The sequence below is a fragment of the Nocardia sp. NBC_01377 genome, from assembly GCF_045040005.1.
In the GTDB taxonomy this organism is placed as follows: domain Bacteria; phylum Actinomycetota; class Actinomycetes; order Mycobacteriales; family Mycobacteriaceae; genus Nocardia; species Nocardia noduli.
Window position 1 is genome coordinate 2,777,619 of sequence record NZ_CP109566.1, and the last position, 25,988, is coordinate 2,803,606.

Annotated in this window: 21 protein-coding genes and 1 pseudogene; 8 read left to right on the forward strand and 14 right to left on the reverse strand. The window is 64.2% G+C overall.

Going from position 1 to position 25,988, the window contains the following annotated elements:
• Nucleotides 1-89 precede the first annotated feature (89 nt).
• The 3 genes from OG225_RS12805 to OG225_RS12815 all read right to left on the reverse strand — a co-directional run bounded on the left by OG225_RS12805 (nucleotide 90) and on the right by OG225_RS12815 (nucleotide 4,157).
• Nucleotides 90-884 carry a coniferyl-alcohol dehydrogenase gene (locus tag OG225_RS12805; protein WP_405181863.1) on the reverse strand — a complete coding sequence of 265 codons (795 nt, stop codon included), beginning with the start codon at nucleotides 882-884 and terminating at the stop codon, nucleotides 90-92.
• Complete coding sequence (locus tag OG225_RS12810; protein WP_405181864.1) at nucleotides 881-2,128, reverse strand: cytochrome P450; 1,248 nt, start codon at nucleotides 2,126-2,128, stop codon at nucleotides 881-883. The genes OG225_RS12805 and OG225_RS12810 overlap by 4 nt, the downstream gene beginning before the upstream one ends.
• Before the next feature lie 250 nt (nucleotides 2,129-2,378).
• Complete coding sequence (locus OG225_RS12815) at nucleotides 2,379-4,157, reverse strand: amidohydrolase family protein (RefSeq protein WP_405181865.1); 1,779 nt, start codon at nucleotides 4,155-4,157, stop codon at nucleotides 2,379-2,381.
• A 388-nt stretch (nucleotides 4,158-4,545) separates the two neighbouring features.
• Between OG225_RS12815 and OG225_RS12820 the strand changes: the two are divergent.
• Nucleotides 4,546-5,795 (forward strand): annotated as a pseudogene (locus OG225_RS12820) (AMP-binding protein); the annotation flags it as partial.
• Nucleotides 5,796-6,008: 213 nt separating this feature from the next.
• Nucleotides 6,009-6,551: an AMP-binding protein gene (locus OG225_RS12825; RefSeq protein ID WP_405181866.1), complete on the forward strand. Its 543-nt coding sequence runs from the start codon at nucleotides 6,009-6,011 to the stop codon at nucleotides 6,549-6,551.
• 44 nt (nucleotides 6,552-6,595) lie between these two features.
• Here OG225_RS12825 and OG225_RS12830 read toward each other — a convergent pair whose 3' ends face one another.
• Nucleotides 6,596-7,318: a DUF427 domain-containing protein gene (locus OG225_RS12830; RefSeq protein ID WP_405181867.1), complete on the reverse strand. Its 723-nt coding sequence runs from the start codon at nucleotides 7,316-7,318 to the stop codon at nucleotides 6,596-6,598.
• A gap of 82 nt (nucleotides 7,319-7,400) precedes the next feature.
• Nucleotides 7,401-8,282 carry an acyl-CoA thioesterase gene (locus OG225_RS12835; protein WP_405181868.1) on the reverse strand — a complete coding sequence of 294 codons (882 nt, stop codon included), beginning with the start codon at nucleotides 8,280-8,282 and terminating at the stop codon, nucleotides 7,401-7,403.
• Nucleotides 8,283-8,541: 259 nt separating this feature from the next.
• Between OG225_RS12835 and OG225_RS12840 the strand changes: the two genes are divergently transcribed.
• Nucleotides 8,542-8,943, forward strand: coding sequence for a hypothetical protein (locus tag OG225_RS12840; protein ID WP_405181869.1), 402 nt, complete (start codon nucleotides 8,542-8,544; stop codon nucleotides 8,941-8,943).
• A gap of 314 nt (nucleotides 8,944-9,257) precedes the next feature.
• On the opposite strand, the gene OG225_RS12845 is transcribed toward OG225_RS12840, so the two are convergent.
• The 6 genes from OG225_RS12845 to OG225_RS12870 form a co-directional block, all read right to left on the reverse strand.
• Entirely contained in the window at nucleotides 9,258-10,565 is a 1,308-nt protein-coding gene (locus OG225_RS12845; RefSeq protein ID WP_405181870.1) for an amidohydrolase family protein, read from the reverse strand.
• Nucleotides 10,566-11,012: 447 nt separating this feature from the next.
• On the reverse strand, nucleotides 11,013-11,630 hold the full coding sequence (locus OG225_RS12850; RefSeq protein ID WP_216911062.1) for a TetR/AcrR family transcriptional regulator: 618 nt from the start codon (nucleotides 11,628-11,630) through the stop codon (nucleotides 11,013-11,015).
• Nucleotides 11,631-12,129: 499 nt separating this feature from the next.
• Entirely contained in the window at nucleotides 12,130-12,888 is a 759-nt protein-coding gene (locus tag OG225_RS12855; protein ID WP_405181871.1) for an SDR family NAD(P)-dependent oxidoreductase, read from the reverse strand.
• Nucleotides 12,889-13,271: 383 nt separating this feature from the next.
• Entirely contained in the window at nucleotides 13,272-14,357 is a 1,086-nt protein-coding gene (locus OG225_RS12860; protein WP_405181872.1) for a phosphotransferase family protein, read from the reverse strand.
• Nucleotides 14,358-14,976: 619 nt separating this feature from the next.
• Nucleotides 14,977-15,735: a TetR/AcrR family transcriptional regulator gene (locus OG225_RS12865; protein WP_405181873.1), complete on the reverse strand. Its 759-nt coding sequence runs from the start codon at nucleotides 15,733-15,735 to the stop codon at nucleotides 14,977-14,979.
• Nucleotides 15,736-16,065: 330 nt separating this feature from the next.
• The gene (locus OG225_RS12870; RefSeq protein ID WP_405181874.1) at nucleotides 16,066-18,033 is read right to left on the reverse strand and encodes an MFS transporter; all 1,968 of its coding nucleotides are present in this window, start codon (nucleotides 18,031-18,033) and stop codon (nucleotides 16,066-16,068) included.
• A 681-nt stretch (nucleotides 18,034-18,714) separates the two neighbouring features.
• Here OG225_RS12870 and OG225_RS12875 point away from each other — a divergent pair.
• The 5 genes from OG225_RS12875 to OG225_RS12895 all read left to right on the forward strand — a co-directional run bounded on the left by OG225_RS12875 (nucleotide 18,715) and on the right by OG225_RS12895 (nucleotide 23,046).
• Nucleotides 18,715-19,518 (forward strand): enoyl-CoA hydratase, encoded by an 804-nt coding sequence (locus OG225_RS12875; RefSeq protein ID WP_405181875.1) that lies wholly within the window; start codon nucleotides 18,715-18,717, stop codon nucleotides 19,516-19,518.
• 41 nt (nucleotides 19,519-19,559) lie between these two features.
• Nucleotides 19,560-20,471 carry an LLM class F420-dependent oxidoreductase gene (locus tag OG225_RS12880; protein ID WP_405181876.1) on the forward strand — a complete coding sequence of 304 codons (912 nt, stop codon included), beginning with the start codon at nucleotides 19,560-19,562 and terminating at the stop codon, nucleotides 20,469-20,471.
• Complete coding sequence (locus OG225_RS12885) at nucleotides 20,468-21,364, forward strand: SDR family NAD(P)-dependent oxidoreductase (protein ID WP_405181877.1); 897 nt, start codon at nucleotides 20,468-20,470, stop codon at nucleotides 21,362-21,364. The genes OG225_RS12880 and OG225_RS12885 overlap by 4 nt, the downstream gene beginning before the upstream one ends.
• A gap of 49 nt (nucleotides 21,365-21,413) precedes the next feature.
• A complete protein-coding gene (locus OG225_RS12890; RefSeq protein ID WP_405181878.1) occupies nucleotides 21,414-21,872 on the forward strand; it encodes a nuclear transport factor 2 family protein in 459 nt (152 codons plus the stop codon).
• Between the two features lie 364 nt (nucleotides 21,873-22,236).
• Nucleotides 22,237-23,046: a phytanoyl-CoA dioxygenase family protein gene (locus tag OG225_RS12895; protein ID WP_405181879.1), complete on the forward strand. Its 810-nt coding sequence runs from the start codon at nucleotides 22,237-22,239 to the stop codon at nucleotides 23,044-23,046.
• Nucleotides 23,047-23,141: 95 nt separating this feature from the next.
• Here the strand turns inward: OG225_RS12895 and OG225_RS12900 are convergent, their stop codons facing one another.
• From OG225_RS12900 to OG225_RS12910, 3 genes are all read right to left on the reverse strand, one after another.
• Complete coding sequence (locus tag OG225_RS12900) at nucleotides 23,142-23,597, reverse strand: MaoC family dehydratase (protein ID WP_216911051.1); 456 nt, start codon at nucleotides 23,595-23,597, stop codon at nucleotides 23,142-23,144.
• A gap of 105 nt (nucleotides 23,598-23,702) precedes the next feature.
• Nucleotides 23,703-24,962, reverse strand: a complete 1,260-nt coding sequence (locus OG225_RS12905; RefSeq protein ID WP_405181880.1) for a CoA transferase — start codon at nucleotides 24,960-24,962, stop codon at nucleotides 23,703-23,705.
• Nucleotides 24,959-25,957 carry a MaoC family dehydratase gene (locus OG225_RS12910; RefSeq protein ID WP_405181881.1) on the reverse strand — a complete coding sequence of 333 codons (999 nt, stop codon included), beginning with the start codon at nucleotides 25,955-25,957 and terminating at the stop codon, nucleotides 24,959-24,961. Before OG225_RS12910 ends, OG225_RS12905 begins: the two co-directional genes overlap by 4 nt.
• Nucleotides 25,958-25,988 lie beyond the last annotated feature (31 nt).

The window sequence follows — 25,988 nt, forward strand, 5'->3', positions numbered from 1 at the left end:
CGACTCCTTTGTGCCTACCGGTTGGATGAGCGCGGGTGTTCTTGTTCCGGCCGAGTGGATCGCGCCGTGAGGTGCGGCCCAGCTGGGCGTCAATGGAACGCGCCCGCCAAGGTCCGGCCGGCCCAGAAGCCGCCGTCGACTTGCAGGTCGATTCCGTTGACGTACGAGGCCGCCGGACTGTTCAGGAACAGCAGGGGACCGGCCTGCTCTTCCGGGGTGGACCGCCGCCCGATCGGTACGGTGACGGCGTCGATCATCTCGGAGGGGAAGACGGCCTCGATGGCTTCGAGCATCGGCGTCTGAACGGCTCCCGGACTGCACACATTGATCCGGATGCCTCGACCGATCAGGGTGGCCGACTGCTGCATCGTCCACACGTTCAATGCCTCTTTGGCGAAGCCGTAGGGGTGCCCCGATTCGTCCTTGTGCGCCTCGTACCACGCGAGGCCGGCGTCGAAGGTGCGCGCCGCGAGAAACTCGACGATGATGCTTTGTCGCTTGCGCCAAGCGTATCCGCCATCGGAGGACACGTTGACGACTGCGCCGCCGTGCGGCATCTGCGCGAGAATGTGTTCGGTGAGCAGCCGGGTGCCGAGGAAGTTGACCTTCAAGATGTCCAGCGGGGCGACCATCGGTGTCGCACCGGCGCAGTTGAACAACGCGTGCACCGGGTCGCCGATCGCCGAGGCTGCCGCCTCGATGGACGCGGGGTCGGCGAGATCGAGTGGAGTGAACGAGGCCAGGCCCGTCGCGTCGCCCGTTCGTGAAGCGCCGTGCACTTCCGCTCCGGCCGTTGCCAGCGCTCGGGCTGTCGCGGCGCCGATGCCCGACGAACTGCCGGTGACCACGACACGCTTACCCGTGTAATCGAACTGTGCGGTCACTCTGCGACTCCATTGATCACGACGGGTAGATGGCTGTAGCCCCACTGAAAACTGGACGGACTACGGACGGCCTCGGTGGCGTCGACTTCGTACTCGGCGACCGCGGACAGGAACTCCTCGACGATCACCCGCGCTTCCAGGCGAGCCAGGTGCACACCGACACAGAAGTGCTGGCCGCGACCGAATGCGAGGGTCCGCGGGATCTCGCGATTCCAGATGAACCGATCGGCATCGTGGAACTCGCGGGGATCCCGGTTCGCCGCCTGCGCCAGATAGATCACGCGCTGTCCCGGCTCGACCACTCGGCCCGCGACTTCGACCTCGACCCGGGCGGTGCGCCCGAACCACTGGGCCGGGCCGCAGTAGCGCAACATCTCCTCCACCGCCGCGGCCGCGTTGACCTCGAGGTTGTCACGAACTTCCGCGAGCTGCTCGGGGTCGCGCGCGAGTTCCCACAGTCCGTGGCCGATCACCTTGGGCAAGGTCTCCGTGCCTCCGACGAGCACACAGGTCAGGTTTGCGGCGATCTCGAGATCGGACAGTTCACGGCCCTCGACGCGAAGATCGATCATGCCGTCGACCAGATTCCAGCTTCCGTCGGGCCCGTCCTCTCGACGCGCGGTGACGAGGGGACGGATGAACTCCAGCATCTTTTTCTGTAACCGGGGGTCCCTGGCGAAGCCATGACCTTCCTCGTCGGTCGCGGTGACCGCGTTGATGGTGTCGAGGAGCTCACCTGCCTGGTCGGCGGGGATGTGGAACAAGTGACAGATGGTCGAGACGGAGATGATGCCGCCGAATTCGTGGACCAGGTCGAATCTGCCCTTGGGCAGAAGCTGGTCCAGCCGCCCGCGCACCAGGCTGCGGACGAACGGCTCGAGTTTGCGCACAGATCCGGGCCGCAATTGCCTGGTGTGCGCCTGCCGGACCTGCTCGTACACGGGGGCGCCGAACGCCAGGTGCGTGCCCAGAAACGGAGCGGTGGGAGGGTCGGAAGTCGCGCCGTCGTTGTGCTTCAGTAGATCGGCGCGGTTGATGACGCTGCCTTCGTTCGTGACGAAGGCGTTGTCGCCGACGGTCAGAAAGTCCCACACGTCCTGAAACCGCGACAGCACGAACGTGTCGTAGGCCTCGATGTAGTAGACGGGGTGGTGCTCGCGCAGGATCTCGTAGAACGGCAAGGGATTACGCATCTCCTCCTTGCCGAACGGGTCATAGACGAAATCGTCGACCGCCAAGTTCACGGTGGTTGTTCCTCTCCTGCGCAAAGTTGAGCCCGACTTGTTCCGCCTCGCGCGTCGGCCCCGCGTTCGGTGAGGGAGACTGCGGCTCGCACCTCACGTCCGGCCCACGTCGACCGGCCCCGGCAGCGAGCCGGTCACTTCACTGTGTGACCCCTGCCACGGTTAGTCCAACAACCACCGCGACAACCGATGGTTATGACCCGAATTCCGGGACCCGCGGAACTACCTGGAACGTATTCGATCACCGGTGTCATCCGCGCACCGCTGTCGCGCGAATCAAGCGACCGGGCTTCGCGCCGGTCGCGGCGTCATGACGGCGGGTGACGACACCATCGACGAGGGTAGCGAGATAGCCTCGCGCGCCCTGCAGAATCCGACCACCGCCGCTCGGCAGGTCGTGCGTCATCACCGGGGTCTCCAAGCCGAGACTCTGGAAGTCGATCACATTCAGGTCCGCGCGCATCCCCTCGGCGACCAGGCCGCGGTCGGTGAGTCCGTAGAGTCGTGCGCCGTCGCGAGTGAGTTTGTGCACGAGCGACTCCAAGGGGATGCGCGGTCCACGGCTGCGGTCACGACCCCAGAACGACAACGTGAAGGTGGGCATCGATGCGTCGCACATCATTCGCATATGTGCTCCACCGTCGCCGAGGCCGTTGGCGACCAGCGGGTTTCGCATCATCTCGTAGACCGCGTCCAGGCTGTTGTCGCCATAGTTGAGGAAAAAGCTGGCCGTGATGCCCTCGCCCTGCGCGGCCGAGAGATGGTCGTAGAGAACTTCTTGCGGCGTGACGCCCTGGGCGCGAGCGATCGCGTCCAGACGCTTGTCTGGTCCTGGCTCGTAGTCCAGCGGCATATCGAGCCTGAAAGTGGAGCCGACCCGACCGCGCGTGGTGCGGACGAGTTCGCTTCCTGTCGGGTCCTTCGCCATCGCCGCCGCACTGTCCTCCTCGGCGAGGATGGCGGCCCTGCGGTCGGTCTCACGCATCGCGGCAGCGCGCTGTGCACGCGGCAGATGAGCGATTTCCAGATAGGAGGGCCGGAATCGGAAGATATGGTGGCCGTCGAGCATCGACAGCATTCCAATTCCGCGAGCAGAGGTCTGCGGCCGGATCCGCAACCCGGCCGCGGTCGATTCGGCCGTGTAGGACAGCATGGCTTTCCAGTCGGTCGGGTCACTGGGAAACTGTTGGAGCAGGTAGGTGACCGGCCGTCCCGAGGCGCGAGCCAGGTCTTCTATCCGCCGGTGCTCCTCACGACGTGACCGCACCGACGCCCCGCGATCCTGTGCCGAACCGACAGCGCCGAGCGGAATGATCTGGAAGGTTCCGGTGCCGTGGCGTCCCATGGCCGCGGCGATGGCGACGAGTTCTTCCTGCTCGGCGAACGTTCCGGGAACGTGGGCCCCGGCCACCGATTTGTGCTCTAGCACTCGCCCGGCCGATACGCCGAGAGCTCCGGCGAGCATCGCTTGCTCGACCAGGCTTGCCATCTCCGAGATATCCTCGGCCGTCGCGTTTTCGTGGTGCAATCCGCGCTCACCCATGACGAACACTCGCAGAGGCGCGTGCGCGAGTTGGACTCCCACGTCCATTGTGAATGCCTTGCCATCGATGCGATCCAGGTACTCGGGAAAGCTTCGCCAACTCCAATCCAAACCCTCGTCGAGCACGATGCCGGGAATGTCCTCGACGCCCTCCATCAGTTCGATCAGGCGGCCGCGGTGCTTTTCGTCCGCGGGGGCGAACCCGACTCCGCAGTTTCCCGCGACCACCGTTGTGACGCCGTGGGAGAAAGACGGGTCGAGCTGGTCATCCCAGATGAACTGGCCGTCGTAATGGGTGTGGAAATCTATGAAACCCGGGACCACGAGAGCGCCGTCGGCGTCGATGACGTGCGTCGCGGCGGAGCTGATCCGCCCGCCGATCTCGATGATTCGCCCTTCCGAAACAGCGACATCGCCGGTGTAGCCGGGATTCGTGCCGGAACCATCGATGATTGTTCCGCCCTTGATCAGTACGTCGACAGTCATAGGATCGGTCTCCTGGTCGTGCGGCCCGCTCATCGGCACCGTCGGGTGGGCGGATCGAATGTCATCCGGAAGAGCGAGGCTCCTCGCCACGGCTACTATTTGTCGATACCGTAGCTGATACGGTATCGCGGTGTCGGCATTCGGGTGGCGGATCGCGTGCGCACGCAGCGTCGTACCCCGGGTCAGGGGATTCTTCGAACGGTAGGAGTCCATATACCGCCGAAGCGTCCATCCGTGACGGCCTCGTCCGAGACGCGGTCGAGGCCGTTGCCGGTACCCGACGAGCGGTCCGCGGACAGCCCATCTCCGGGGATTCGACCACCACATATTCGGTAGCACCGCGGGCGTTCGATTTCGCCCAGATCTATCCGCAACAGGAGCACCGACGATGCGAGAGATTTCACGCGAGCTGACCGAATACTACGAGGCGGAGGGCTGGCGGACTCCTGACACCCTCGGCGACATGCTGGTTCGTGGACTGGCAGCCAACCCCGATGCCGAATTCCGGGTTCATTCGACCGTGCGGCCGTGGTCGGGAACCTACGGTGACGTCGAGAATGTCGCGCGTCGGCTCGCCGCCGGATTGCGTGCCAGGAAAGTCGGTCCCGGCGATGTCGTGGCCTTTCAGTTGCCCAATTGGATGGAAGCGGCCGCGGTATTCTGGGCGACCGCCATCCTGGGTGCGACAGTTGTTCCTGTCGTGCACATCTACGGACGGAAAGAGCTGGGCTACATTCTCGGCACGGTCGAGCCGAAGGTCTTCATCACCGCCGAGGGGTTCGGGAATCTGGAATACCACGCCGACCTGTGCGCCGGAATTCCGATCGTGGGTGTGGTCGGCCGCGATTTCGAGGACCTGCTCGCCGATGACCCGCTGGCGGGCATCGTCGCAGTCGCCCCCGAGAACCCGCATTGATCGCCTTCACCTCCGGTACCACGCGGAACCCCAAAGGTGTTGTGCACAGCCACCATACGCTCGGTTTCGAGACGCGACAGCTCGCCGCGACCTATCCGCTCGACATCGGAGCGCAGATCATCGCCGCGCCAGTGGGCCATTTCATCGGAATGCTGAGCGCCCTGCTGAATCCGGTACTACGCGGGTTGCCCATCAATCTGCTCGACGCCTGGAATCCGGGCCGGGTCCTGGCGTTGATCATCGATGGCGGGCTCGCCGTCGGCGGCGGTGTGCCGTACTACCTGACGAGTCTGCTCGAGCATCCCGACTTCACCGAGGATCATCTGCGCCACCTGAAATACGCGCCGTTGGGCGGCGCGGCGGTCCCGGTGGCCGTCGCCGATCGATTGGCTGGGCTCGGCATCACGGTGTATCGCGCGTACGGCAGTACCGAACATCCTTCGATCACCTCGTCGCTGTCCACCGCGCCGGAGTCGAAGCGGCTCTACACCGATGGCGCGCCACTGCCTGGAACAGAGATCGAGCTGGCCGAAGACGGTGAGATCCTCAGCCGGGGCCCCGATCTCTTTCTCGGCTATACCGATGCCGCGCTGACGGAATCGGTCTTCGACGACGAGGGTTGGTACCACACGGGGGATGTCGGCGTACTCGATGACGACGGCTACCTGACCATCACCGATCGCAAGGCGGACTTCATCATCCGCGGCGGTGAGAACATCACGCTTCGTGTGCGGCGGTGCGGTCCGAGGCTGGCAATCCTACGACGGTCTGGGCGGACCAGCCGATGTCGCCCCCGGACAATCGAACGGCGGGCAGCCTCATCGGGTATACCTCCGGGATCACCGGATGACCGAAAGGCGTCAGGTGGTACCTCCCGCCGATGCGGCCGGAGAAGGTCATCACGCGGTACCTGATGCCTGCCTTCCGCGCATACGGTGTGGAGGTGGGCAGGGGAGTGCACCTCGTATGCTCGCCTCTCCATCACGCTGCCCCGGGCGCTTTCGCGACAGGGCTTCCTGCACTTCGGGCACACACTGGTCATCGAGTCCAGTTTCGATGCGGAGCGCTTTCTCGGCGATGTGGATCGTTACCGTGTGACGAGCATTCATATGGTTCCGACACATTTCCACCGTCTTCTGCGCCTGCCCGACGATGTCTGCGCGGCGTACGACCTCTCCAGTTCGGGACTGCTGATCCACGGCGGAGCGCCCTGTCCGATCCTCATCAAACAGAAGATGCTCGACTGGCTCGGGCCGATCATCTGGGAGTACTTCGGTTGCAACGAAGGGTGGGTATCCCGGGTCGGACCCCAGGAATGGATCGAAAGGCCCGGAACCATGGGAAAGTCGCTGCCGGGCAGTTCCGTCCTCGTGGTCGACGACGACGACGGCGAAGTACTGCGACGATGTCCTCGCTGCGACAAAACGGCCGGACCGTTTCGGATTCCTGCCCGATTTCCCTCGCACCGATACCGGTAAATTGCAGCGCCGCAAGGTACGGGAGATCTTCGCGGACGTCTATTTCATGAACTCGACGGCGGTACTCGGTGGCGAGTACTCCGATCACCGGTAGAGGAAGGCAGTTCGGCGTGCATATCGACCCTGGACGGGTCGAAGCTGAAGTACCCCTCGATCGGGGAACTCTCCGGCGGTGGATCGTCATAGCTCCAGGCCACGTCCTCCACCGTGGTGTCATCGATGATCGCCGCCCAGTAGGTGGCCACGCCCTTGTAACTGCAATAGCTCGTCGTCTCTGTCCGGCGCAACAGGTCGGTCCGGACAAGGTGCGGTGCGACGTAGAGGCGGGGTTCGAGAGCCGTCTCGAAGAGGATGATCGTCTCTCTGGTATCTACGAGTCGGCTGCCCGCGATCTCGACGCGCAGGTGTCGCGTCGTCGGCCGGCAGTCGACGCGGTGATAGGGGTTGGGCGGGTAGTGGACGAGTCGGCGGCCTTCCTCGAGCCACGTGTCCACCGCGTCCCACGGCACGACCAGATGATCCGGAGCTTCGGGAAGGGGCTCACCGGCGATGCCGGCTACCTCGTCGGCGGGAAACGCGTAGGTGAGCGGCCGGTTCCTGCGATGCACCAGCAACACCCGCTCGGTGTCGATTACCTTGCGCCCTTGGTGGATCGCCTGAACTCGACGAGGATGGGGCTCGATCAACACGACATCGTCGGGTATATCGACGGAGAGTCGGCCCGCTGGCTCCGGGCCGAGCGGTCCACGCGCGGCGAACAGGGTCATCGCGAAGTCCGTGAGGAATGCGCCGACCTATCGCGGAAGATGATCATCCGGCACGCCTTTCGTGAGCGCTTCATCGCCGAGACTACAAGCGCGAACGAACTTCGATGGTGGCGTCGGTTCGGCGCAGCGGGCGAATGAGCCCTTCCTGGGTGAACGACGCGATGAGTTCGCCTTTTTCGGTGTGTACGGTGCCGCGGACATAGGACATGCCCGCGCCGACCTGGGTGCTCTCGTGCGTGTAGAGCAGCCAACCATCCCAGGTGACGGGCTCGTGGAAGCTCACGGTCACCGTCATCGGCGCGGTGGAAACGGTGTGATGGGCCTGTGAGGTGCCGATGCCCGCGTGGGCGCGCATGGTCGTCGAAATCGCCAGGTGCCCGGTGAAATGAGCCAGAAGCGCCTTGGCGAGATCGTCACGCGTGGGAATCGGGTCGTAATGCAGCCAGGCATGCAGCTCCGGCGGTCCGACCTCGTCGGGACTGTCGACATCCTGCACGCCGACCAGTCGTAGCTCACGTCCGGTCATCGGCATCGATGCGACGTTCGCGTCGGCGGGCGAGCCCACGTCGGGGCGTGGCGCGTGGTGGCGGATCACGTCGTCGGAGGGGACATCGGCGAGGATGGTCACTGTCACGCAGCGTTTGCCACCCTGCTTCGCGGTGACTATCACGGTGGCCGTCGATCGGCCTTCGTGTACGACATCGAGGTCGAATTCGACGGGTGCGCCGACCATCACCGCGCGGACGAACACCGCGTGCGCCGAACGCACGGATTTGCCCTCGAACCGCTTGGCGGCGGCCACGATCGCCTGCGCCAGCACCTGGGTTCCCTCGACCACTTGGCGGTCGTCGTCACCCACGAGGCCGGTCGCCCCGACGAATCCGTGCCCATCGGTCCGGGAGACGTCGAACAGTGTCAGCATCTCGGCCACGGACCACTGCATCGTGTCGGATTCGGTTGTCATCCTCGGTCATCTCCTGCTCGTTTCGCGCCACTTGATGGTGGCAGATACCGTTGTTGATACGGTATCTTAGTTCTGGAGTGGTTCGATCACGAACCCGTGCGGTCGGGGTACATCCGGCCCTTCCGGATGGTGTCGGACAGCCGGTGGACCTCGAAGTCGTGGATGTCGGTCGACGAGCAGCACCGATCGGCAACTCGGCTCGTGCTGCCCCGGACGGCGGCAAGCGATGTCGGCGTTTCGACGGATTGGATCAACTGCGATGGCGGAACTGGTCGCACTCGTGCGCGGAGTAGCGACGGAGCGTCGTTCCATTTTGGAATGGGCGGGCCGCTATGTCGGCCCGCAGGGGCTGGTCCACGTCGTCTGCGACGCGAGTCGCTACTCCCACATCGCGAGTTCGCTTGCGATGCACGGCGTTACCTACGATGTCAGGCAATTGGAACAGCCGGATTTCCTGCAGGCGGCGGCGGCGCTGGCCGACTACCGCTGCGGATGGAGGTGGCACTACGCCCCGGTGGCCGCCCGCGCGACGGCCGACACGATAGCTCGGCGTCACGGATTACCCGTGGTGCTGTCACGCCGGGGAATTCTGGCGCGCTCGTCCGTCTGTATGGAATATCCCCACGCTGGTCGGGCGGGTCGGATTCGACCGGGTCCGTAGGAGCAAGCCACCGCACCCGTCATCTGGAGTTGCGGGCCCATCGGAGCCTTCCGGGCAACCGGCCGAGCGACACCCTTCGGAAGTCGGCCTGGCGCAAGACAGTTCTACCAACGCGTTGCTTCGATGTTACCGGCACGCCCGCCGATGACTACCGCGGCCTTCAGACCTCCATCCCGCGTGTCGCCGGTTTCGCGAAAGGAATGCGCGCGGTCCAGGAATGCGGAGTAGTCACTGAAAGCGCTCGGCCGTGCGTTCGGCCCGAAATCGGGCAGAACGCACGGCCGATGGCAGGAAGTGGCAGAGGTCGCCGCGGATCAACCGCGGGCGGCGACTCCACTCGTGTCCGGCAGGGCGCCTACGTTCGGATCGATGCCGATCAGCTTGGACAGAGTGCCGCCCATGATCTTCTTGCGGTCCTCGAGATCCAGATCCTCGAGTTCGTCGACCCAGGTCACCGGGTCGAACATGCCCTCGGGGTGCGGGTAGTCCGAGCCGAAGACGACATTGTCGGCACCGACGATATCGACGAGGCCGACCGGGTCTTCCTCGTGGAACGGGTGGATGAAGATCGACCGCTTGAGCGCGACGACGGGGTCCTCGTCGAAGGCCTGCGGCGCCCGGTCGTAGACCTTCTCCAGGGTCTCGACCAGCGGGCGAACCCACGAGCTACCGTTCTCCACCGGCACGAAACGCAGCTTCGGGAACCGCGTCGCCAGACCGTGACCCACGATCGAGGCCACGACATCCTTGATGGTGCGGGACTCGGCATGCAGGGTTTCGTAGAAACCGGAGTTGTGGCCGCCGAAGGGCAGGTATTCGCCCTTGTTGCCTTCCCAATCGTTGATGTAGCGCTGGAAACCGTCGTCGGAGGCGTGCATTCCGACGAGGACGCCGGATTCCTCGACGCGCTTCCAGAACGGGTCGTATTCCGGCAGCGCGAAGGATCGACGCCCGCCTTTGAGATCCGGTACCGGCGCGGGACGGATGAGGATGACCCGCGCGCCGCGTTCCACGACGCGATCGAGTTCGCGGATCGCCTCGTCGACGATCGGCAGGGTGATCACCGGGGTGGCGAAGATGCGGTCATCGACGTTGTAGGACCAGTGCTCGTGCATCCACTCGTTGAGCGCGGTGACGACGACGTGCGTCGCCTCGGGGTCATCGGCCAGACGTTCTTCGAGCAGGCTCGCCAACGTCGGCCACATGATCGCGCGGTCGATGCTGAGTTCGTTCATCAACTCGAGCCGGTCCAGCGGATTGAAGAAGGCGGGCGGCGCGTCGATGTAACGCGGCGGATCGGTGAGGACCTTGTCGCCCTCTTTCGGCGCCTTGGTGCGCGAGGACGGATTCTTGAGCTTGAATTCGACCTCCTGCGCTCCGGGCGGAGCGACCTTGTTGAAGGTCGGGTTGGGGATGTACTCGCTGATGGTGTTGCGCAGGGCGATCTTCGTGCGGCCCGCGACCTGGACGTACTTCACCAGTCCGGCATGGCTGTCCGGCAGGTACTTGGTGAACGCGTCGGTCGTCTCGTACATGTGATTGTCGGCATCGAAGACCGGGAAGTCCAACTTCCTCGACATGAACGGTACCTCCGGAAACTCGAAATGGTTAGTACGACCCACGATAGGGATTAAATTAAACGTTGTCTAGTTTATTCGTGCAACGTCTCGGGATCTGTTGGCGGCCTTATGTTTTGGTGATGATCATGGTCGAGATGACGGTCTAGTCGCTCTGCCCGGTGCGGTACCGGGGACCTCTGGGTGTCGGGAGCGGGACAGTGCTCGGCGGCACCGAGCCGACGACTCGTGCCACCCGGCACCGCCGAACCGTCGATCTGACCTAGGAGGTGTGGTGCGTGCGGGCTGAGGACAGGACGGGCGGTAAGCGGGCGCGCAGAGAGGGCGGAGTTCGGCCTCCGATATCGATCGGTCGGAGTCCGTGGTCATCGAAGACGCCGTGCGGCGGCTACGTCGACGATGCCGGTCGGCCGGTCGACGGCTGGTTTCGGGTGGCGGCGGAAGTGCCCCCCGGTGCGGGAAGCCGGTCGTGGAGTCGCTGGACTCTGATCGTCAACTGTTCGCGATCAGGGTCTTCCATCCGAGCATGAGCGCCTCGAGTTCGAGTTGGAACAGCCGCTCGGCCGCTTTCGGAGTGGCCCTGACGACTTTCAGCAGGTTGGGTTGCTCGCTTCGGCCGTGCAATGCGAGACGTTCGCGTAACGGCATGCGACGTGGGTTCATCATCGCCGAGCCGAAGGCCATCATCTCCATGCTGTCGATGATCGGATAGCACAACTGCCTGGGCACCCCGGCTTCGAGCATCAGGGTCACGATGTATTCGCGGGGGAGGTTGTCGAACGCCTGTTGCCCGTGCGGTTGCATGAGCGGTGCCGCATTGGGGTGGGCGAGCAGAGCTGTGCGGTAGCGCGTCACCGACTGGAGTACGTACTCCTCCCAGGTAGCACCGCTGATCTTCGGGATGACCTCTCGCGACAGCACGAGTTCGGCCACGCCGCGCAGGATCTCCTCCTTGTCGGCGAAATGGTGGTACAACGCCGCGCCGGTTACTCCCAGTTCGGTGCCCAGCCTGCGAAGACTGAGCGCTGCGAGTCCCTCGTCGTCGATGATGCCCAACGCCGTGGTGATCACTTCATCGCGATCTACCAGGGGAACCTTCGGACGTCCCATCCGTCAGCAGCCTCCAGCAGTCGGGTCTCGTGGCCGCGTGGCAGGCCCCGGACATTGAACTTCTAAGGCTATAGCGTGCTAGCCGCCGCACATCCGCGGGTCCGGCGTCGAACGCATCCGTGACGATCGGCTCAGGACGGCCGCGCCGCCTCGTTCGAATGCGCCTTCCGCGCCGACCACGTCGCGCAGCAGTGGATTTCGCATTCGGTACCACTGCGCGACGCATCTCGCGATATATTTGAACATTGTAAAGTATTCTGGATCGGCGCGTATGTCAGGTTGCGAGCGATCGCATCGGTCGAAGATTTCGAGCGCCTCCGCCCAGATCGTCGCGACCTCGTCGCGTCGCAGGCGCTGTCGTCGTAGTCCGTTCAGCCGTAGGTCCGGCGCAGGGCCGCCGTGTCGGCGGCAGGTTTTCGGGCGCGACGGCGGTAGAGCAGCGGCATTCGGTGCCGTCGATTCGGCTCTCACGGCTTTCGCGGATAGTCGCGGCCCCGCATCAGCGCGCTGACAGATGCTTCTGCAGGTTCGGGTGGCGCTGCAGGTGTGCGCCACCGTTGATGTCGAGAACTTCGCCGGTAATCCAGGCGGCCTGCTCGGAACACAGATACATCGCTGCCGCGGCAATCTCCTCTGGCGTACCCGGACGGCCGAGCGGCGTATTCTCCACGTAGTCCTCGGTGATTCCCGGAATCTTCCCGATGGCTTCGTTCAGCGGGGTGATGACCAGACCCGGGGCTATCGCGTTCACCCGGATTCGCCTCGGAGCCAGCTCGAGGGCGGCGACCTGCGTGAGCATCGACAGCCCTGCCTTGGCGGAGCAGTACGCGGACAGTCCGGCACCCGCCTGTCGGGCATTCAGCGAGGTGATCGATACCAGGACGCCCCCGTCGGCGAGCGCTCGTCCGGCGTGTTTCAGCACGATGAAAGCACCGACCAGGTTGATATCGACGATCTTGCGCCAGTGGGCGACGTCGTGCTCGACGATCGGAGACAGTCCGCTCGTGCCCGCTGTATTGACCACCGCGTGCAGGGCGCCGTGGCGCGCCAGAACGTCGGAGAACAAGGCTTCGACCTGTGCTTCGTCGGTCACGTCGACTGCCGTGGCGGTTCCGCCGAATTCCGCTGCGACGGCAGTCGCGCCCTCGATATCGCGGTCGGCCACCGTCACGCGGTAACCCTGCGCATGCATCGCCCGAGCGGTGGCTCGGCCCAGCCCCGATGCTCCTCCGACAACCACCGCGACGTGTTCACTCATATTCGAAACCACTTCCAAACAATCGATGTTCTGTCACTGACTGACTATCTGTGGGAGGCCCCACCCGTATCGACTATCTGTGGGAGGCCCCACCCGTATCGATAGGGCCACGTCCGCGTCGGGATGCGAGGTCGGGGTGTGCCATACAGCGGATGTGAGCCTGGGTTCGTGAACCGCGATGTGCCGTCATTGGCGGTTCGCGGCCCACGGTACCGGTCGTCCGGCGACTGCGTGAGCGAACGTTCAACATTCTGACTATCTATTCAATTAAGTATCTGATAGTTCAAGACAACGCCGCAGTGATCACACCGATGAGCTGATGGGAAGTCTGTCAGGTAGACCCGTCCGCGACATGGGTTGTCAGTCGCGGGAGAGTTCGTCTGTCACGAGAGCTCTCGTATCAGCTCCAAGGTTCCCAACTCGCGAATCGCCTGGCAGCCTCGTTCGAGCATGGCGACCATCATCCCGTCGCCTCGGTCGGTCGACGCGGAGAATGCGGTGCCGAAACTGGCGATCAAGGGAATTTGCGGAAGGCCGAGCCGATAGTCGCGCCAACAGTCGGATTCGCTGTAGTCATCGATGCCATAGGTGACCAGCGTGCGATGGTAGCGACGGACGAGGTCTTGTTCTGTTTCGGCCCGGGTTTGTGGGTGAAGCCCGGTGGCGATGAAATAGGCCAGGTCGCGGGCCGGTAGGCCTACCGTGAGGGTTTGCCAGTCGACGACGGTGACCCTGGTGTTCTCGGGATCGAACAACAGATTGTCGAGTCGATAGTCACCGTGCAGAAGGCAGTACCGGTCCGGTTCGAGCATCAGCCAGTCGGCCACCAGAGTGCTGGTCTCGCGAAGCGTCTCCCTGGCGTCGACGGTCATTGCGGAACCTAGTTTTTCCAGAGTCGTGTCCGCGGCCATTTTCGCGATGTCGCCCATACCTTTGGCGAATGCCGCATCCGGCTTCGGCATGGTGGCGCCGGAAAACTGTAGCCATGTCGGATCGCACCAGCGCGGACCGTGGAGTCCGGCGAGCGCCTCGACCGCCAAATTGGCCTGCGCGAGGTCGCAGCCCGCCAGTTGGTCACCTTGCACCGCGGGGGCGAGATCTTCGAGCAGGAGGACGAAGTCCGCGCCGGTCTCGTCGATCTCACAGTGGTAGCACTGCGGTACCGGCGCGCGTACCGTGTCGGCGACATCGGTGTAGAACGAATGCTCGGATCTGTAGCTCGGTGACACCCGCTCGCGGACGGACAGATCCTGGTGGGGCAATTTGATGATGAAGCTGTCAGGCAATCCCGGCTGCTGGTTCCCATAGCGTGCCTGCACGCGATATGTGGCGCCCGTCTGACCGGTGCCGACCGCGGTGACCTGAACCTCGTCGACGATCACATCGGCTGCGGTGTCGGTGAGGACAGCTGACAACCAACTCGCGGTCACGTCGTCGGGCTTCGTGGGGATCGGCGGATTGCTACTCATGTATGCCTTCTAATCGGTCAATTCCTCTGTAGCGCAGAGGAATTCTTCTTCGAGGACGATTCGACCTATCGGTCATCGAGCGAGGATCGCTCATCCGGGCGCGCTTGTCGGTGCGAGGTCGGCGCCGGGTTGCCCGGTAGCGCTGCGGTCGGGTATCTCGAACCGTGCAGTACAGGTACCGAAGCTCAGCTATTGTAGATCATGATACGATAATATTTACAGTATCTTCTTGACCAGGAGCGACGATCTCCGTGTCGACCGAAGCGCCGATGTGGCGGAGACCCCCACTTTTATTGCAGTGAAGCGGGATTCCGCGATTGCGATGCGGGGAAGGTGCTCGGCATGGACTCGGCCATCACGAAGCTGTCATCGAACTCGGCCGCCACCGAGGCTCCTCGCGGCATTTTGGCAAATACCTGGCATATGCTGTCGTATCGCCGGTCGTGAGCGCGACAGCCGAGCGGACTCTACGCTCGGATCGGAAGCCCTTGCCGGACAACGCAAACCGAGTGCGAGACGCGGTTCCACTCAGCTCGGCCGAGTCGAGATCTCGGCCGCCGCTACGGTAACGCCGATCATCAATTGCTCGACGCGGCATGGATTCCCGTGGACGCGAAAGCTACTTTTTTCGCCGTTCGCGGCGCGTGATCGCTGCCTGCTGCGTTTTTTGCAGAGTCTTCTGCGCATGTTCGATGAAGCAGTCCAAGCCGTATTCGAAGGTATCCTCTTCGACGAAGCCAATCGTATGACCCTGTTTCATAAGCTTGGTCAGTGTCGGTAGTTTGTCCCTGTCGACCATCTCGGGAGTCTGGATACCGGCTTCCCGGTCCATGTCCTGTCGACGTTCCAGCATCGCGAGTCCGCGGGTGTGCATAGCGAGTGAGAAGTAGATGTCGAGCGCGTCCTTCGGCCGAAATCCGACTTCGATCAGTGTCGTCAGGACCGCTTCGAATCGCTCCATCACCACCTGGTTGCTACTCGCACCGTAGGTGGTGGTGCGCATGATGACCAAGTCGCACAACACGGGATCTTCGCGAAAGAGCCGCCTCATCGTGCGTGCATGCTCGCGTAGCGACCGGTCCCAGCTCGCAGCGGAGATGAAGGGGATTCCGATGCTGTACCGTTCCAGGGCGCGATCGGTCATCGCGTCCAGCAGATATTCCTTGCTGCGGAAGTACCAGTAGATACTGGTCACTCCGACTTTCAGGTGCGCCGCCAGCGATGGCATCGTCAGGCTGTCCAGCGACGTTTCGGCCGCGAGCGAGAATGCCGCATCGAGTATGTCGTCCGCATTGATCGACCCTCGTCGGCGACGCGGACGCTTCGGTGTGTCGGTTGCGACACTGTCGCTAGCCACTGAAATCCCTTCGGTTGGCATTGGTGGATATTCGACCGGGTGATCGGAACGTTCGTCGGCCCGGGGCTGTGGCTGCTCGCGCACCCTACTGCGCGAGTCGATCCGCCAAATCGCATCCCTCGAACTCGGATCTCGTTGTTCGGCCGTAAATAATACTGTAGTTGGCCTTACGTGCCCACGTCTTCGCGAGGCCAAGGGGCAGTGCGTGTTCGACCCGGTCGGTTCGGGGGATGGGTTCGCAAGTGTCCGCGCTGTGGCTGCGGAGACGACACGTGATGGCCGACACCGCCGGGATCATCGGGAGCGATCCCGCTGATCCCGACCTTCGGCCTTCGCGATGTCGAGTGGTTGCTACGCGCGAGCGTGCAGTCGCGAGAGTTCCGACTGCACCAAGCGGTCGTGTTCGAGCTGGTCCTCACGAGCTCGCTTCGGGCTCCAGCGCCCTGTCAGCAGAAACAGACTCGGCAAGAACAGGAGTTGCCCGATGAGGCAGGTCCACCACCAGTTCCGCCACTGTTTCGGGTTGTCGACGCTGGCTTGTTGTACCGCGGCGCCGCGGTCGGTCATGAAGGCCAGGTCGGCCGCGGGGATCTGCGATATCGACTGGAGCCGCGCTCCGGCCTGCTGGACGACCGGGCCGTTGGCCTGGAGGAAGACGAGGTCGGGCACGGGCACAGAGGCCAACGCCTGCAGTCGCGCCCCGGCTTGGTCTGGCGTGATGCCGAGTTTGCCGGCGAGCTGCTGGACGGCTTCGGCAGCCGCCTGCGAGTTCGTGGGATCGATGAACATCTTGGTGAGAACGGCCTGGTCGATGGCCGAGGCGGTGATGAGCTGCTCGGAGTAGGTGGCGTTGAGGGTGATCACCTTGGTGATGTCGGCCTCCGATTTACCGCTCAGAGCGGCGAGTGCCTTCGCCTGCGCTCCGACATCGTTCGGATTGGCGCCCATTGCCGCCAATGTCGCGGGATCCACGGTCTGAAGCACCGCGAGCTGGCCGGCGTACGTTGTCGAGATCTCCTGCATTCGCGGTCCGTCCTCGACCAGAGTCGTGGTGGCGGACACGGCGAACGGGAAGATGGCCAGAGCGGCAGTGAAGATGAGGCGGGTCGTAGATCCCCAGACCGCCAGACCGGTCGCGGTGGCAGCGGGATTGCGCTTTTCGACGGTTTCGGTGAACCCCGCCATCCAGGTCGCGTTCATCAGACCCTGACCGAGGCCGGCGATCGCCAGATACAACTTTATCGAACCGATCGTTGCTTCGGGATCTGTGGCGGCCTGCGCGAAGAAGAACAGGCCGACCACACTCACGAGCGTGCCGAAGACGATGAAGGGTTTGCGTACCCGGATCCGGTCCGACAGGACCCCCGAGACGATGAGCGCGATGGCCATCGGGATCCAGTACCAGTTCACCACCGCGTTCGCCTGGGCTTCTGTCTGCCCGAACACGGTAACCAGGTACACCACGAGGAATCCGGCGGCCACGGCATAGAACAGCAGGTACAGGCCGACTGCGACCGAAGACAAGACGATGTCCGGGCGCAGCATCTGACGCCAATGCCCGTGCACCGCTTCCTCGGGGTCGATCCCCGCGGCCTTGGCTTCGATGAGCGTACGGTCCTTCACGGTAACCATGAGCTGGTCACGCAGCCTCGGGGACAGTTCACGAAGCCCGATCACCGCCACCGCCCACACGACGAGGCCCGCGGCGCCCGCGACGTAGAACTGCCAGCGCCATTCCGGGTGGCTACCCAGGGTGCGGCTGGATACCTGTGTCGCGGCGATGCTGCCCAGTACGGGTCCCAAAACCCAGAAACCCATGGCCTTCGCACGCCCGAGTTGTGGCGAGAAGTCGCGGACCAGTGCCGGGCTCGCCACGAGCGCGACGCCTTCGGCCACGCTCACCAGCGCGAATATGACGTAGTAGCCGGTCTTGCTGCCCGCGTTCGGCAGGCCGAAGGCGATCAGGAGAACGGTGATCAGCATCGAACCCAGGACGACGTTCGACCGTCCCCACCGATCGGCGAGCCCCGTTCCGAACGCGGCGACCGCGCCGACCAGTGCGCCGACCACTCCCACATAGACGTACTGGGTGAAAGTCAATCCGAACTCGCGCATGATCTGAGCCGCGACGGTGCCCTGCACGTAGGTCAGGTAATACAGCATGATGGTGATGAGCAGGACGATCCCCAGATACGTCCGTCGTTCCCGGTTGTCCGGATATCGGTCGAGTTGGCGCGCCCAGAGCCGGGTGTACCACGGGGCCGCCGCCGGTCCGGGCGCTGGCGAGGGGATGGTCGGGGATGTGGTGGTGGACGTCATCGTCGCTTTCCTCATAGGGTGGCTGTCGTCGCGAAAAGCGTTGCAACAGCGCTGGGTAGGTCTTTTGTCGCGAGAGCCGCTCAGGTGAACGTGTTCGTGGAGCGGTCGCTGGTCGGCCGTGCCGACTGTCCGTGCGGTGCGGAATCCGTGGTGAGCCCGCGGGTGGAATCAAGCCGCTTCGAGTATCGATTCATTCCGAATCGCGATCTCGGTACGGTTGCTGACTCGGCCGTAACCGGCGACGCCCTCGCGGTGAACGGACGGAGACTCGGTCAACGCCTCCCGAGCTCGCGGGAGTGACTGTCGGCATCGAACACCGGGAAAGAAAGCTCGCGCGAGGGCATGGCTACCTCCTGGGATGAGATGTTCAACATATGGGGACAAGTTATCGGATCAGAAATGAGAGCTGATACTGTTGGCGGTACCGTACTTAAGGTACAGCTATTTTCTCGCAAGTCCATAGGCGCGAGCGCGAGAAATCGATCGAGTAGGCCGCGCGAACCCGCCGCGGGGTCGAGTCGGAGGACCACTGAGTCCGGAGCAGATCGTGATGGCCCACGGAATGAACGAGAGCGATGACCCGGGCCGGAGGCGGCTGACGTGGGCTCGCCCGACGGTGCCGGGTCCGGCGCTTTCCCTGAAGACGTTCGAATCCGCGTCTTCTCGATAGATTGGAGAACGATGTCCGACCAACTGGTCACCTATGAGGTGTCAGAGGGAATCGCCACGATCAGCCTCGATCGTCCGGACGTCGCCAACGCCCAGAACCCCGAGTTGTTGGATCGGCTCGACAGTCTCTGGACCGCGGCGGCCGACGATCCGGACGTGCGGGTGATCGTGTTGCGGGCCAATGGCAAGCACTTCTCCTCCGGTCACGACCTCGCCGCCTCTTCCGGACGCGCTCGGTCGGACAAGTGGACCGTCGCCGAAGTGTATGAGTTCGAGGCTCGCCGATACGTCGGTTACTCCCTGAAGTGGCGCAACATTCCGAAACCCTCGATCGCGGCGGTGCAGGGAGCCTGTATCGCGGGCGGTCTGCTGCTGGCATGGCCGTGTGATCTGATCGTTGCCGCGGACAACGCCAAGTTCTCGGACCCGGTCGTCGCCATGGGTATCGGCGGCGTCGAATACCACGGACATACCTGGGAACTCGGCGCACGCCTGGCCAAAGAGATCCTGTTCACCGGCCGACCGGTGACCGCGGAGGAGGCATTGCGGGTCGGCATGGTCAATCGGGTTGTTCCGCTCGCGGAGTTGGACGCGGCGACGCGGCAGCTCGCGAGCGAGATCGCGAGCAAACATCCGTTCGCGTTGAGAATGGCGAAACGGGCGGTGAATCAGACGCTCGACGTCCAGGGGTTCACGACGGCGGTGCAGTCCGTCTTCGATATCCATTCATTGGGCCACGGCCACGCCATCACAGAAGCCGGATTCCCGGTTCTGGTAGGTCTCGAAGGCATGAAGAAGTCGATTGCGGCACAGTGATCAGCGCATCGCGGTGAGCCGGACGGGACGTTAGGGAGTCGATGCGATTCATATATCACTATCCGGAGACGGCCGGGTACGAGGGCGATCTGCTCGACGCGGGTCCGTTGCCGGAGATCGCCGCGGCGACCGAGCGGAACGGGTTCGACGGCTTCTCGTTGAGCGAGCATCCGGCGCCGGGCGCCCGCTGGCTGGCCGCGGGGGGTCATCAGACGCTGGATCCATTCATCGGGTTGGCGTTCGTAGCGGCGGCGACCGAGCGGTTGCGGTTGATCACGTATCTGACGGTGGCGCCGTATCGCAATCCGATGCTGCTGGCGAAAACCGCCGCCTCGCTGGACATCCTGTCAGGTGGGCGGGTAACCGTCGGGTTGGGTACGGGTTATCAGAAGAGCGAGTTCCATGCCCTCGGCGTCGATTTCGAGGAACGCAACATCTTGTTCGACGAGGCCCTGGATGTGCTGCCGCGGCATTGGAGCGGTGAGCCGTTCAGCTATACCGGCCGTCACTTCAGCGCGCGCGACGTCATCGCGCGACCGCGACCACCCCAGCAGCCGATTCCGTTGTGGATCGGCGGCAATTCCGCGCTGAGTCGTCGCCGGGTGGCCGAGCGGGCACAGGGCTGGATCCCGATGAGCGGCGGCGCCGAGTTGGCCACCACCGCGCGCACGCCGTCGCTGGGGTCGGTGCCGGAGTTGGCGCGCAAGATCACCGAGATCAGAGCCCATGCGCAAGAGGCCGGGCGGACCGACCATATCGATGTGGTCTATTCCTACAGCGACGAGTCCATCACCGAACCGACGGTCGACGTGGAGCGCCATACCGCGGCATTGGCCGAACTGGGCGAAGCCGGAGTGGACTGGATCGTGATCTCGAACCGGACCCGCGAGTACCGGGAGACATTGGATTTCATCGAGGGCTTCGGCACCACCTATCTCGCGTCGGTCACGTGAACGGCTGGTTCGAACAGCGCGCGGGACTGGACGGCACGGTCGCTGTCGTGACCGGTGGCGCGGGCGGGCTCGGTCGGGCGATTGTCACCGACCTCGCCGCCAACGGTGTGCGAGTCGCGGTACTCGACACCGACCCCGACGCCACCGAGGCGCTGGTCCGGGTCGCGACCGAACGCGGCCTCGACATCCTCACACGAGTCGGTGACGCGAGGAATCCCGATGTCCTCGCCGCGCTCTTCGACGCCACCGACACTCGATGGGGACGCCTGGACATCGTGGTCAACGTGGTCGGCGGCACCTTCCGCGCGCCCTTCAGCGAGACCAACGCCAAGGGCTGGGACGCGGTGATACGCACCAACCTCACCCATGTGCTGCACACCTGTTCACTGGCGATACCGCGCATGCGCGCGGGCGGACGCGGCGGCAGCATCATCAACCTCACCACCATCGAAGCGCACCGGGCCGCACCCGGTTTCGCGGTGTACACCGCGGCCAAGGCCGCGGTGGAGCAATTCGCCCGCACCATGGCGGTGGAACTCGCTCCCGACCGGATCCGGGTCAACAACATCGCACCCGACTACGTGCCCACGCCCAACCTGGAACGCATCAGCCACCCCGACAACGCGTTCGAAGACCCCGTCGGGGTGCGGGTCGCGGTCCCGATGGGCAGGGTCGGCGACGTCACCGATATCTCGAACAGCGTGGTGTTCCTGGCTTCGGCGCTCTCGTCCTACATCACCGGGTCGACGCTGCATCCCGACGGCGGCACCAAAGCATCGGCCGGCTGGTTCAACTGGCCCGACTACGGCTGGGCCAACCACGCGCCACTGGACCTGCTGCACGGTGCCGCCGACAAGGCAGCGACCTCACCGGGAAATGAACGTACAGGATGACTATTGATCGGGCCTGCCTCATCGCGGGCTGGGTCGGAGGGAGGATCGCATGGAGATCGACTCGGTCGCTGTGCACGGATTGCTGGCACGCTACGGGCGTTTGATCGACCAGCGCCGCGCCGAGGAGTGGAGCGAACTGTTCGTCGCGGACGGCTGTCTCGAGATCCCGGAGCGGGACCTCGTCGAGGGTCGCGCCGCCCTGACCGAATTCGCCGCGAATTCGCCGGAGGGGACGCATCTCACCGGTATCCCGGATCTGAGCCGTGGGGCGGATCGGGTGCTGGCATCCTCGTCGTGGATTTTCGTCGCCCGGGGGCAGCAGGAAATTCGTACGGGCTTCTACCACGACGAGATCCTGCCGCCGGCGGAATCAGGTGGTGACATGCTTTTTGTTCGTCGCAGCATCGTGTTCTTGCCGGTGCGGTCGGAATCCGACGTCCCGGGGGCGCGGCGGGTCTCGGTGTATAAGGGTCGGTCTGCACCGACGAAGGTGCCCGGTCGTCTCTGAGGGAGTCCGCCTGGGGGCGCAACCCGGCGCTCGGTCGAGTTGCGTGGACGTGCCGAACCAGGGCGGGTGTCGTGCGGGGTGTCGCGGTCGCCTTCGCGTCCATAACCGATCGGGATGACAAAGGGTATTGGAGCCGATGTGGCTTCCGACACAGAATGAAGGGGCGTCCTGTCGTGCCCGACGCCCGCGGCATTCGAACGGCAGAGGAACGGGTGCGAATGTCACTGCTCTCACGTTCGTGACTTCGCCGAGGTGCGGTGTCGCCGCATCCAGGTCCCCGGTCGGGCGGAATTCCGAGCCGGGCGGCTGACTTTCGGCACGTACACCGTCCCCGTAGCAAACACTTCAGAGGGAGAACAATTTCATGGGAGAGACGACAGTCGGCCCGCAGACACAGGCAGCCGACGCGCTGGCCGAAGCCGAGACATCACTGCGGGAACACGGTTGGTGTGTGGTGCCCGATGTGCTGACGGCCGATCAGGTCGCTCTGGGCAAGGACTTGCTCTGGAAGGCGGCCGAGGCGCAGGCCGCGGCGGGTGTGTCGGCCTCGCATCTCGACCCCAATGATCGAAATGTTCGGGTGTACAACCTGCCCGCTGTCGATCGGTACTTCATCGATCTCCTCGAACACCCGGCGGCCTTGGCGCTCGTTCGAAGTGTCCTCGATACCCCCGAGCTGGTTTCCAACTTCACGGCGAACATCGCCCTGCCCGGATCCGGGGCGATGCGCATACATTCCGATCAGGCTCTGGTGGTCCCCGAGCCGTGGGTGCAGCCCTGGGCGATCAACATCATCTGGTGCCTCGACGACGTACACGAAGCGAACGGCGCCACTCGCTTTCTGCCCGGCAGTCATCACTTCAGTCGAAAGGCCGACCTGCCCGCCGACGCGGCGGACAGGATGCAGGCATACTCGGCGGCGGCCGGTTCGATGATCGCGATGGACGGCCGGGTGTGGCATACCTCCGGGTCGAATGTCACCGCCGACGAGCAGCGCGCGATGCTGTTCGCCTACTACTCGGTGGACTTTCTGCGACAGCAGATGAATTGGTCGATGACCCTGCCGCCGAAGACCATCGAAGCGATGTCGAGCGAGACCAGGACGCTGTTCGGAATCAGCGCCAGCGGCAACACGCGAATCGGCGCGGAATTGACGCGATTGAACGGACAGTGAGCCCCCGGGCACAGTCGTAGCATATCGGCGATGCGGTCGGCATATCACCGACCGCATCGCCGAATCGTTCTACTGTCTTTTCGGTCAGCGGGGAATCACGGCACCAGCAGGGTGAGCATCTCGGCGACACACGCGGGCTTCGACGCGTTCTCCAATTCGACAGAGAAGCGGGTTGTGAGCAGGTGCCCCGTGGAGCTCGGCTCCAGCGAGAGGAATTCGGCGTACGCGCGGAGTCTGCCCTCGGCTGGAACCGTGGTGGGGAATCGCACTTTGTTCAGTCCGTAGTTGACGCGTGCGCTTCCGAAATCGGTGCGGCACAGCTGTGCGTTGAATCGTGGGATCAGCGACAAGGTGAGGAATCCGTGCGCGATGGTGCCGCCGAAATGGCTCGCGGCCGCGCGTTCGATGTCGACATGCGGCCACTGGTGGTCTTCGGTCACATCGGCGAATTCGTTGATGCGTCGCTGGCTCACCGAAAGCCACGGGCTGGGGCCGATTTTCGTACCGAGCGCGGCGCGAAGCTCGTCGAGCGAGCCGAAAACGCCGGTCACGAGACCACCCCTGCGAAGAATGCGACGAGTTCGTCGATGACGAGTGCGGAAGGCATCGTTACTCCTGTTCGGTGTGCGTGGATGAACGGGGCCGAGGTGAACCGGCTACGGATGGCCCGCGGGGGAGCGGGACAGCCGCTCGTCCTCCGACGTTCCCAGACAACCGCTTTCGATCAGCTCATCGATATCGTGCTGTGAGTACCCGAGCAGGCTCCGGACGACTTCCGCGCCGTCGGCTCCCAGCGCGGGCGCCGCGTCGGCAGACAGATGGCTTCCGTCGAACCTGGCGGGAAGTCCGGCGGCACGGTACGTGCCGATGCCGGGCTGTTCGAGGGGAGCGAACAGTGGGTTGGCCTCGAGTTCTCCGCTGCCGACGACTTCTTCGAAGGTCCGATACCGTTCGAACAGCACCGAACTGTTCTCCAACGCGGCGGCGACTTCGGCGCCGGTGCGTTCGGCGAACCAGCTGCCGAATAGCGCGTTCAGGACGGCGCGGTGGCGATAGCGGTCCGCGTCTTTCGAGAAGTCGGCACCCAGACCGGCTTCGAGTGCGTCCACCACCGCACCCTGTCCGGTCAGTCGCACCAGATCACGCATATGGCGGGGGGTCAGCGCGACGACCATGAACCGTTGCGAGTCCTCGGTGACGAAATCGCAGCCATAGGTTCCATACACGGCGTTGCCGGTGGATTCGCGTCCTGATCCGTTGACCTGGACCTCGGTGAGATACCCGAGAGACCCTGAGATCGCCAGCGCCACATCGGCCAACGGTAGCGTGATCTCGGTTCCGAGCCCGGTCGTGTCACGGTGCCGGACCGCGGCGACGATCGCCAGCGCGGCGTACAAGCCGCAGGACACGTCCCATGCGGGCAGGACATGGTTGACGGGGTCGGTATCCCGGACCGGACCGGTGATCGAGGGGAACCCGGTCGCGGCGTTGACCGTGTAGTCCACCGCTGCTCGTCCGTCGCGGGTGCCGGTGATCTCGAGGGTGATGACATCGGAGCGCAGTTCGCTCAGCACCGGGTGGCTCAGCCAGTCGCGACCACCCATATTGGTCACGAGAATGCCCCCGCCCGTACCGGATTCGGTGATCAGCCGTTGTACCAGCTTCTGCCCTTCGGGGTGTCGCATATCGCAGGTGATCGAACGTTTGCCGCGATTGAGACCGGTCCAGTAGATACTGTCCCCGGAGTCGGTCACCGGCCATCGGTTCTTGTCCGCGCCGCCACCGATCGGATCGACGCGAATGACGTCGGCGCCGAGTTGCGACAGCGTGAGCCCGCACAGCGGCGAGGCGACGAAACTCGATACCTCGATGATTCTCAGACCGGCCAGGGGGCGGTTCGACTTGTCGTGTGTCATGCCATCAATCCTGTGAATCGCCAGTCCAGAACCGGGCGGTCCGCCGCGGTCGCGTTGTGGGCGCGCACGATCGAACGCAACCGCAGCGCGGTGCCCGATCCGTGCGGCTCGGCGCCTTCCACCTCGACTGCGCTGGTCAGAGTGTCGCCCTCGTGGACGGGGCCCGTGTGGTCGCAGGATTCCCAGCTCAGCACCGTCACCAGATTCGGCAGTGCGCGTGTCGCCTGGCCCAGTGCGATGCCGATGGTGTGGCCACCGTAGACCAATCTGCCCTCGGCGCCTACGCGTTCGTCGTGGTGTACGGCGGCGAGATTGAGTGTGAGCCGTGCGAGTTCCGGTGCGTTGGAGACGACGTCGCCGCTGCTGTGGAAGATCGAGCCGACCAACCCCGGTGTGAAGTGCGGGCCGGGCAGCCGCGTACGGAACGCGTCGAGTTTCCAGTCTGCCGTCGGCGTCGGTGGCGCGGTCGCGGTCGTCCCGATCGTGGACAGATCGTCGGAGTGCACCGGTCGGTCCAGTGCCGCCTCGGGGTTCACCGGCAGCATGGCGCATCGGTGGAAGTCCAGGACGGTGCGATCGTGCTGGTCGACGGAGGTGACGCGCAGCGCGGCGAGACCTGTCGGCGCACGCCCGGGCCGTCGACTGTTGTCCCGCAGCCCTACCACCTCGGTCCGCGTAGTCAGCGTGTCCCCGAGCACGGGAAATCGGTGAAATCGCAGGCCGCGATAGAAGAGGTTCGCCTTCACGTGGTGGGTCGCCGCCGTCGACTGGCCGATCGCGATATCCCACACCAGGCCGGGGTGCGCGACCGAGGTGGACACGCCGGTGACCTTCTCGGAGGTCGGTGCGTCCAGGGGCAGACGCAGACGGTCGCCGACAATCGCCTGGTGTATCGCGGCCAGGCCGCTGGTGAGGGTTACCGCCGGTGCCGAATCGAAGATCGCGCCGTGCTCGAGATCATCGAAATAGGGTCCGCCCACGAAGATTTCATTCATTCCACATGCCTTCCGGAGCGAGGGCGACCGG

Excerpts from the sequence above, each read along its gene's own strand:
- OG225_RS12815 (WP_405181865.1), bottom strand. The coding sequence starts at position 4,157 with ATGACTGTCGACGTACTGATCAAGGGCGGAACAATCATCGATGGTTCC.
- OG225_RS12830 (WP_405181867.1), bottom strand. The coding sequence starts at position 7,318 with ATGACCCTGTTCGCCGCGCGTGGACCGCTCGGCCCGGAGCCAGCGGGC.
- OG225_RS12835 (WP_405181868.1), bottom strand. The coding sequence starts at position 8,282 with ATGACAACCGAATCCGACACGATGCAGTGGTCCGTGGCCGAGATGCTG.
- OG225_RS12840 (WP_405181869.1), top strand. The coding sequence starts at position 8,542 with ATGGCGGAACTGGTCGCACTCGTGCGCGGAGTAGCGACGGAGCGTCGT.
- OG225_RS12850 (WP_216911062.1), bottom strand. The coding sequence starts at position 11,630 with ATGGGACGTCCGAAGGTTCCCCTGGTAGATCGCGATGAAGTGATCACC.
- OG225_RS12855 (WP_405181871.1), bottom strand. The coding sequence starts at position 12,888 with ATGAGTGAACACGTCGCGGTGGTTGTCGGAGGAGCATCGGGGCTGGGC.
- OG225_RS12860 (WP_405181872.1), bottom strand. The coding sequence starts at position 14,357 with ATGAGTAGCAATCCGCCGATCCCCACGAAGCCCGACGACGTGACCGCG.
- OG225_RS12865 (WP_405181873.1), bottom strand. The coding sequence starts at position 15,735 with ATGCCAACCGAAGGGATTTCAGTGGCTAGCGACAGTGTCGCAACCGAC.
- OG225_RS12870 (WP_405181874.1), bottom strand. The coding sequence starts at position 18,033 with ATGACGTCCACCACCACATCCCCGACCATCCCCTCGCCAGCGCCCGGA.
- OG225_RS12875 (WP_405181875.1), top strand. The coding sequence starts at position 18,715 with ATGTCCGACCAACTGGTCACCTATGAGGTGTCAGAGGGAATCGCCACG.
- OG225_RS12880 (WP_405181876.1), top strand. The coding sequence starts at position 19,560 with ATGCGATTCATATATCACTATCCGGAGACGGCCGGGTACGAGGGCGAT.
- OG225_RS12890 (WP_405181878.1), top strand. The coding sequence starts at position 21,414 with ATGGAGATCGACTCGGTCGCTGTGCACGGATTGCTGGCACGCTACGGG.
- OG225_RS12895 (WP_405181879.1), top strand. The coding sequence starts at position 22,237 with ATGGGAGAGACGACAGTCGGCCCGCAGACACAGGCAGCCGACGCGCTG.
- OG225_RS12905 (WP_405181880.1), bottom strand. The coding sequence starts at position 24,962 with ATGACACACGACAAGTCGAACCGCCCCCTGGCCGGTCTGAGAATCATC.
- OG225_RS12910 (WP_405181881.1), bottom strand. The coding sequence starts at position 25,957 with ATGAATGAAATCTTCGTGGGCGGACCCTATTTCGATGATCTCGAGCAC.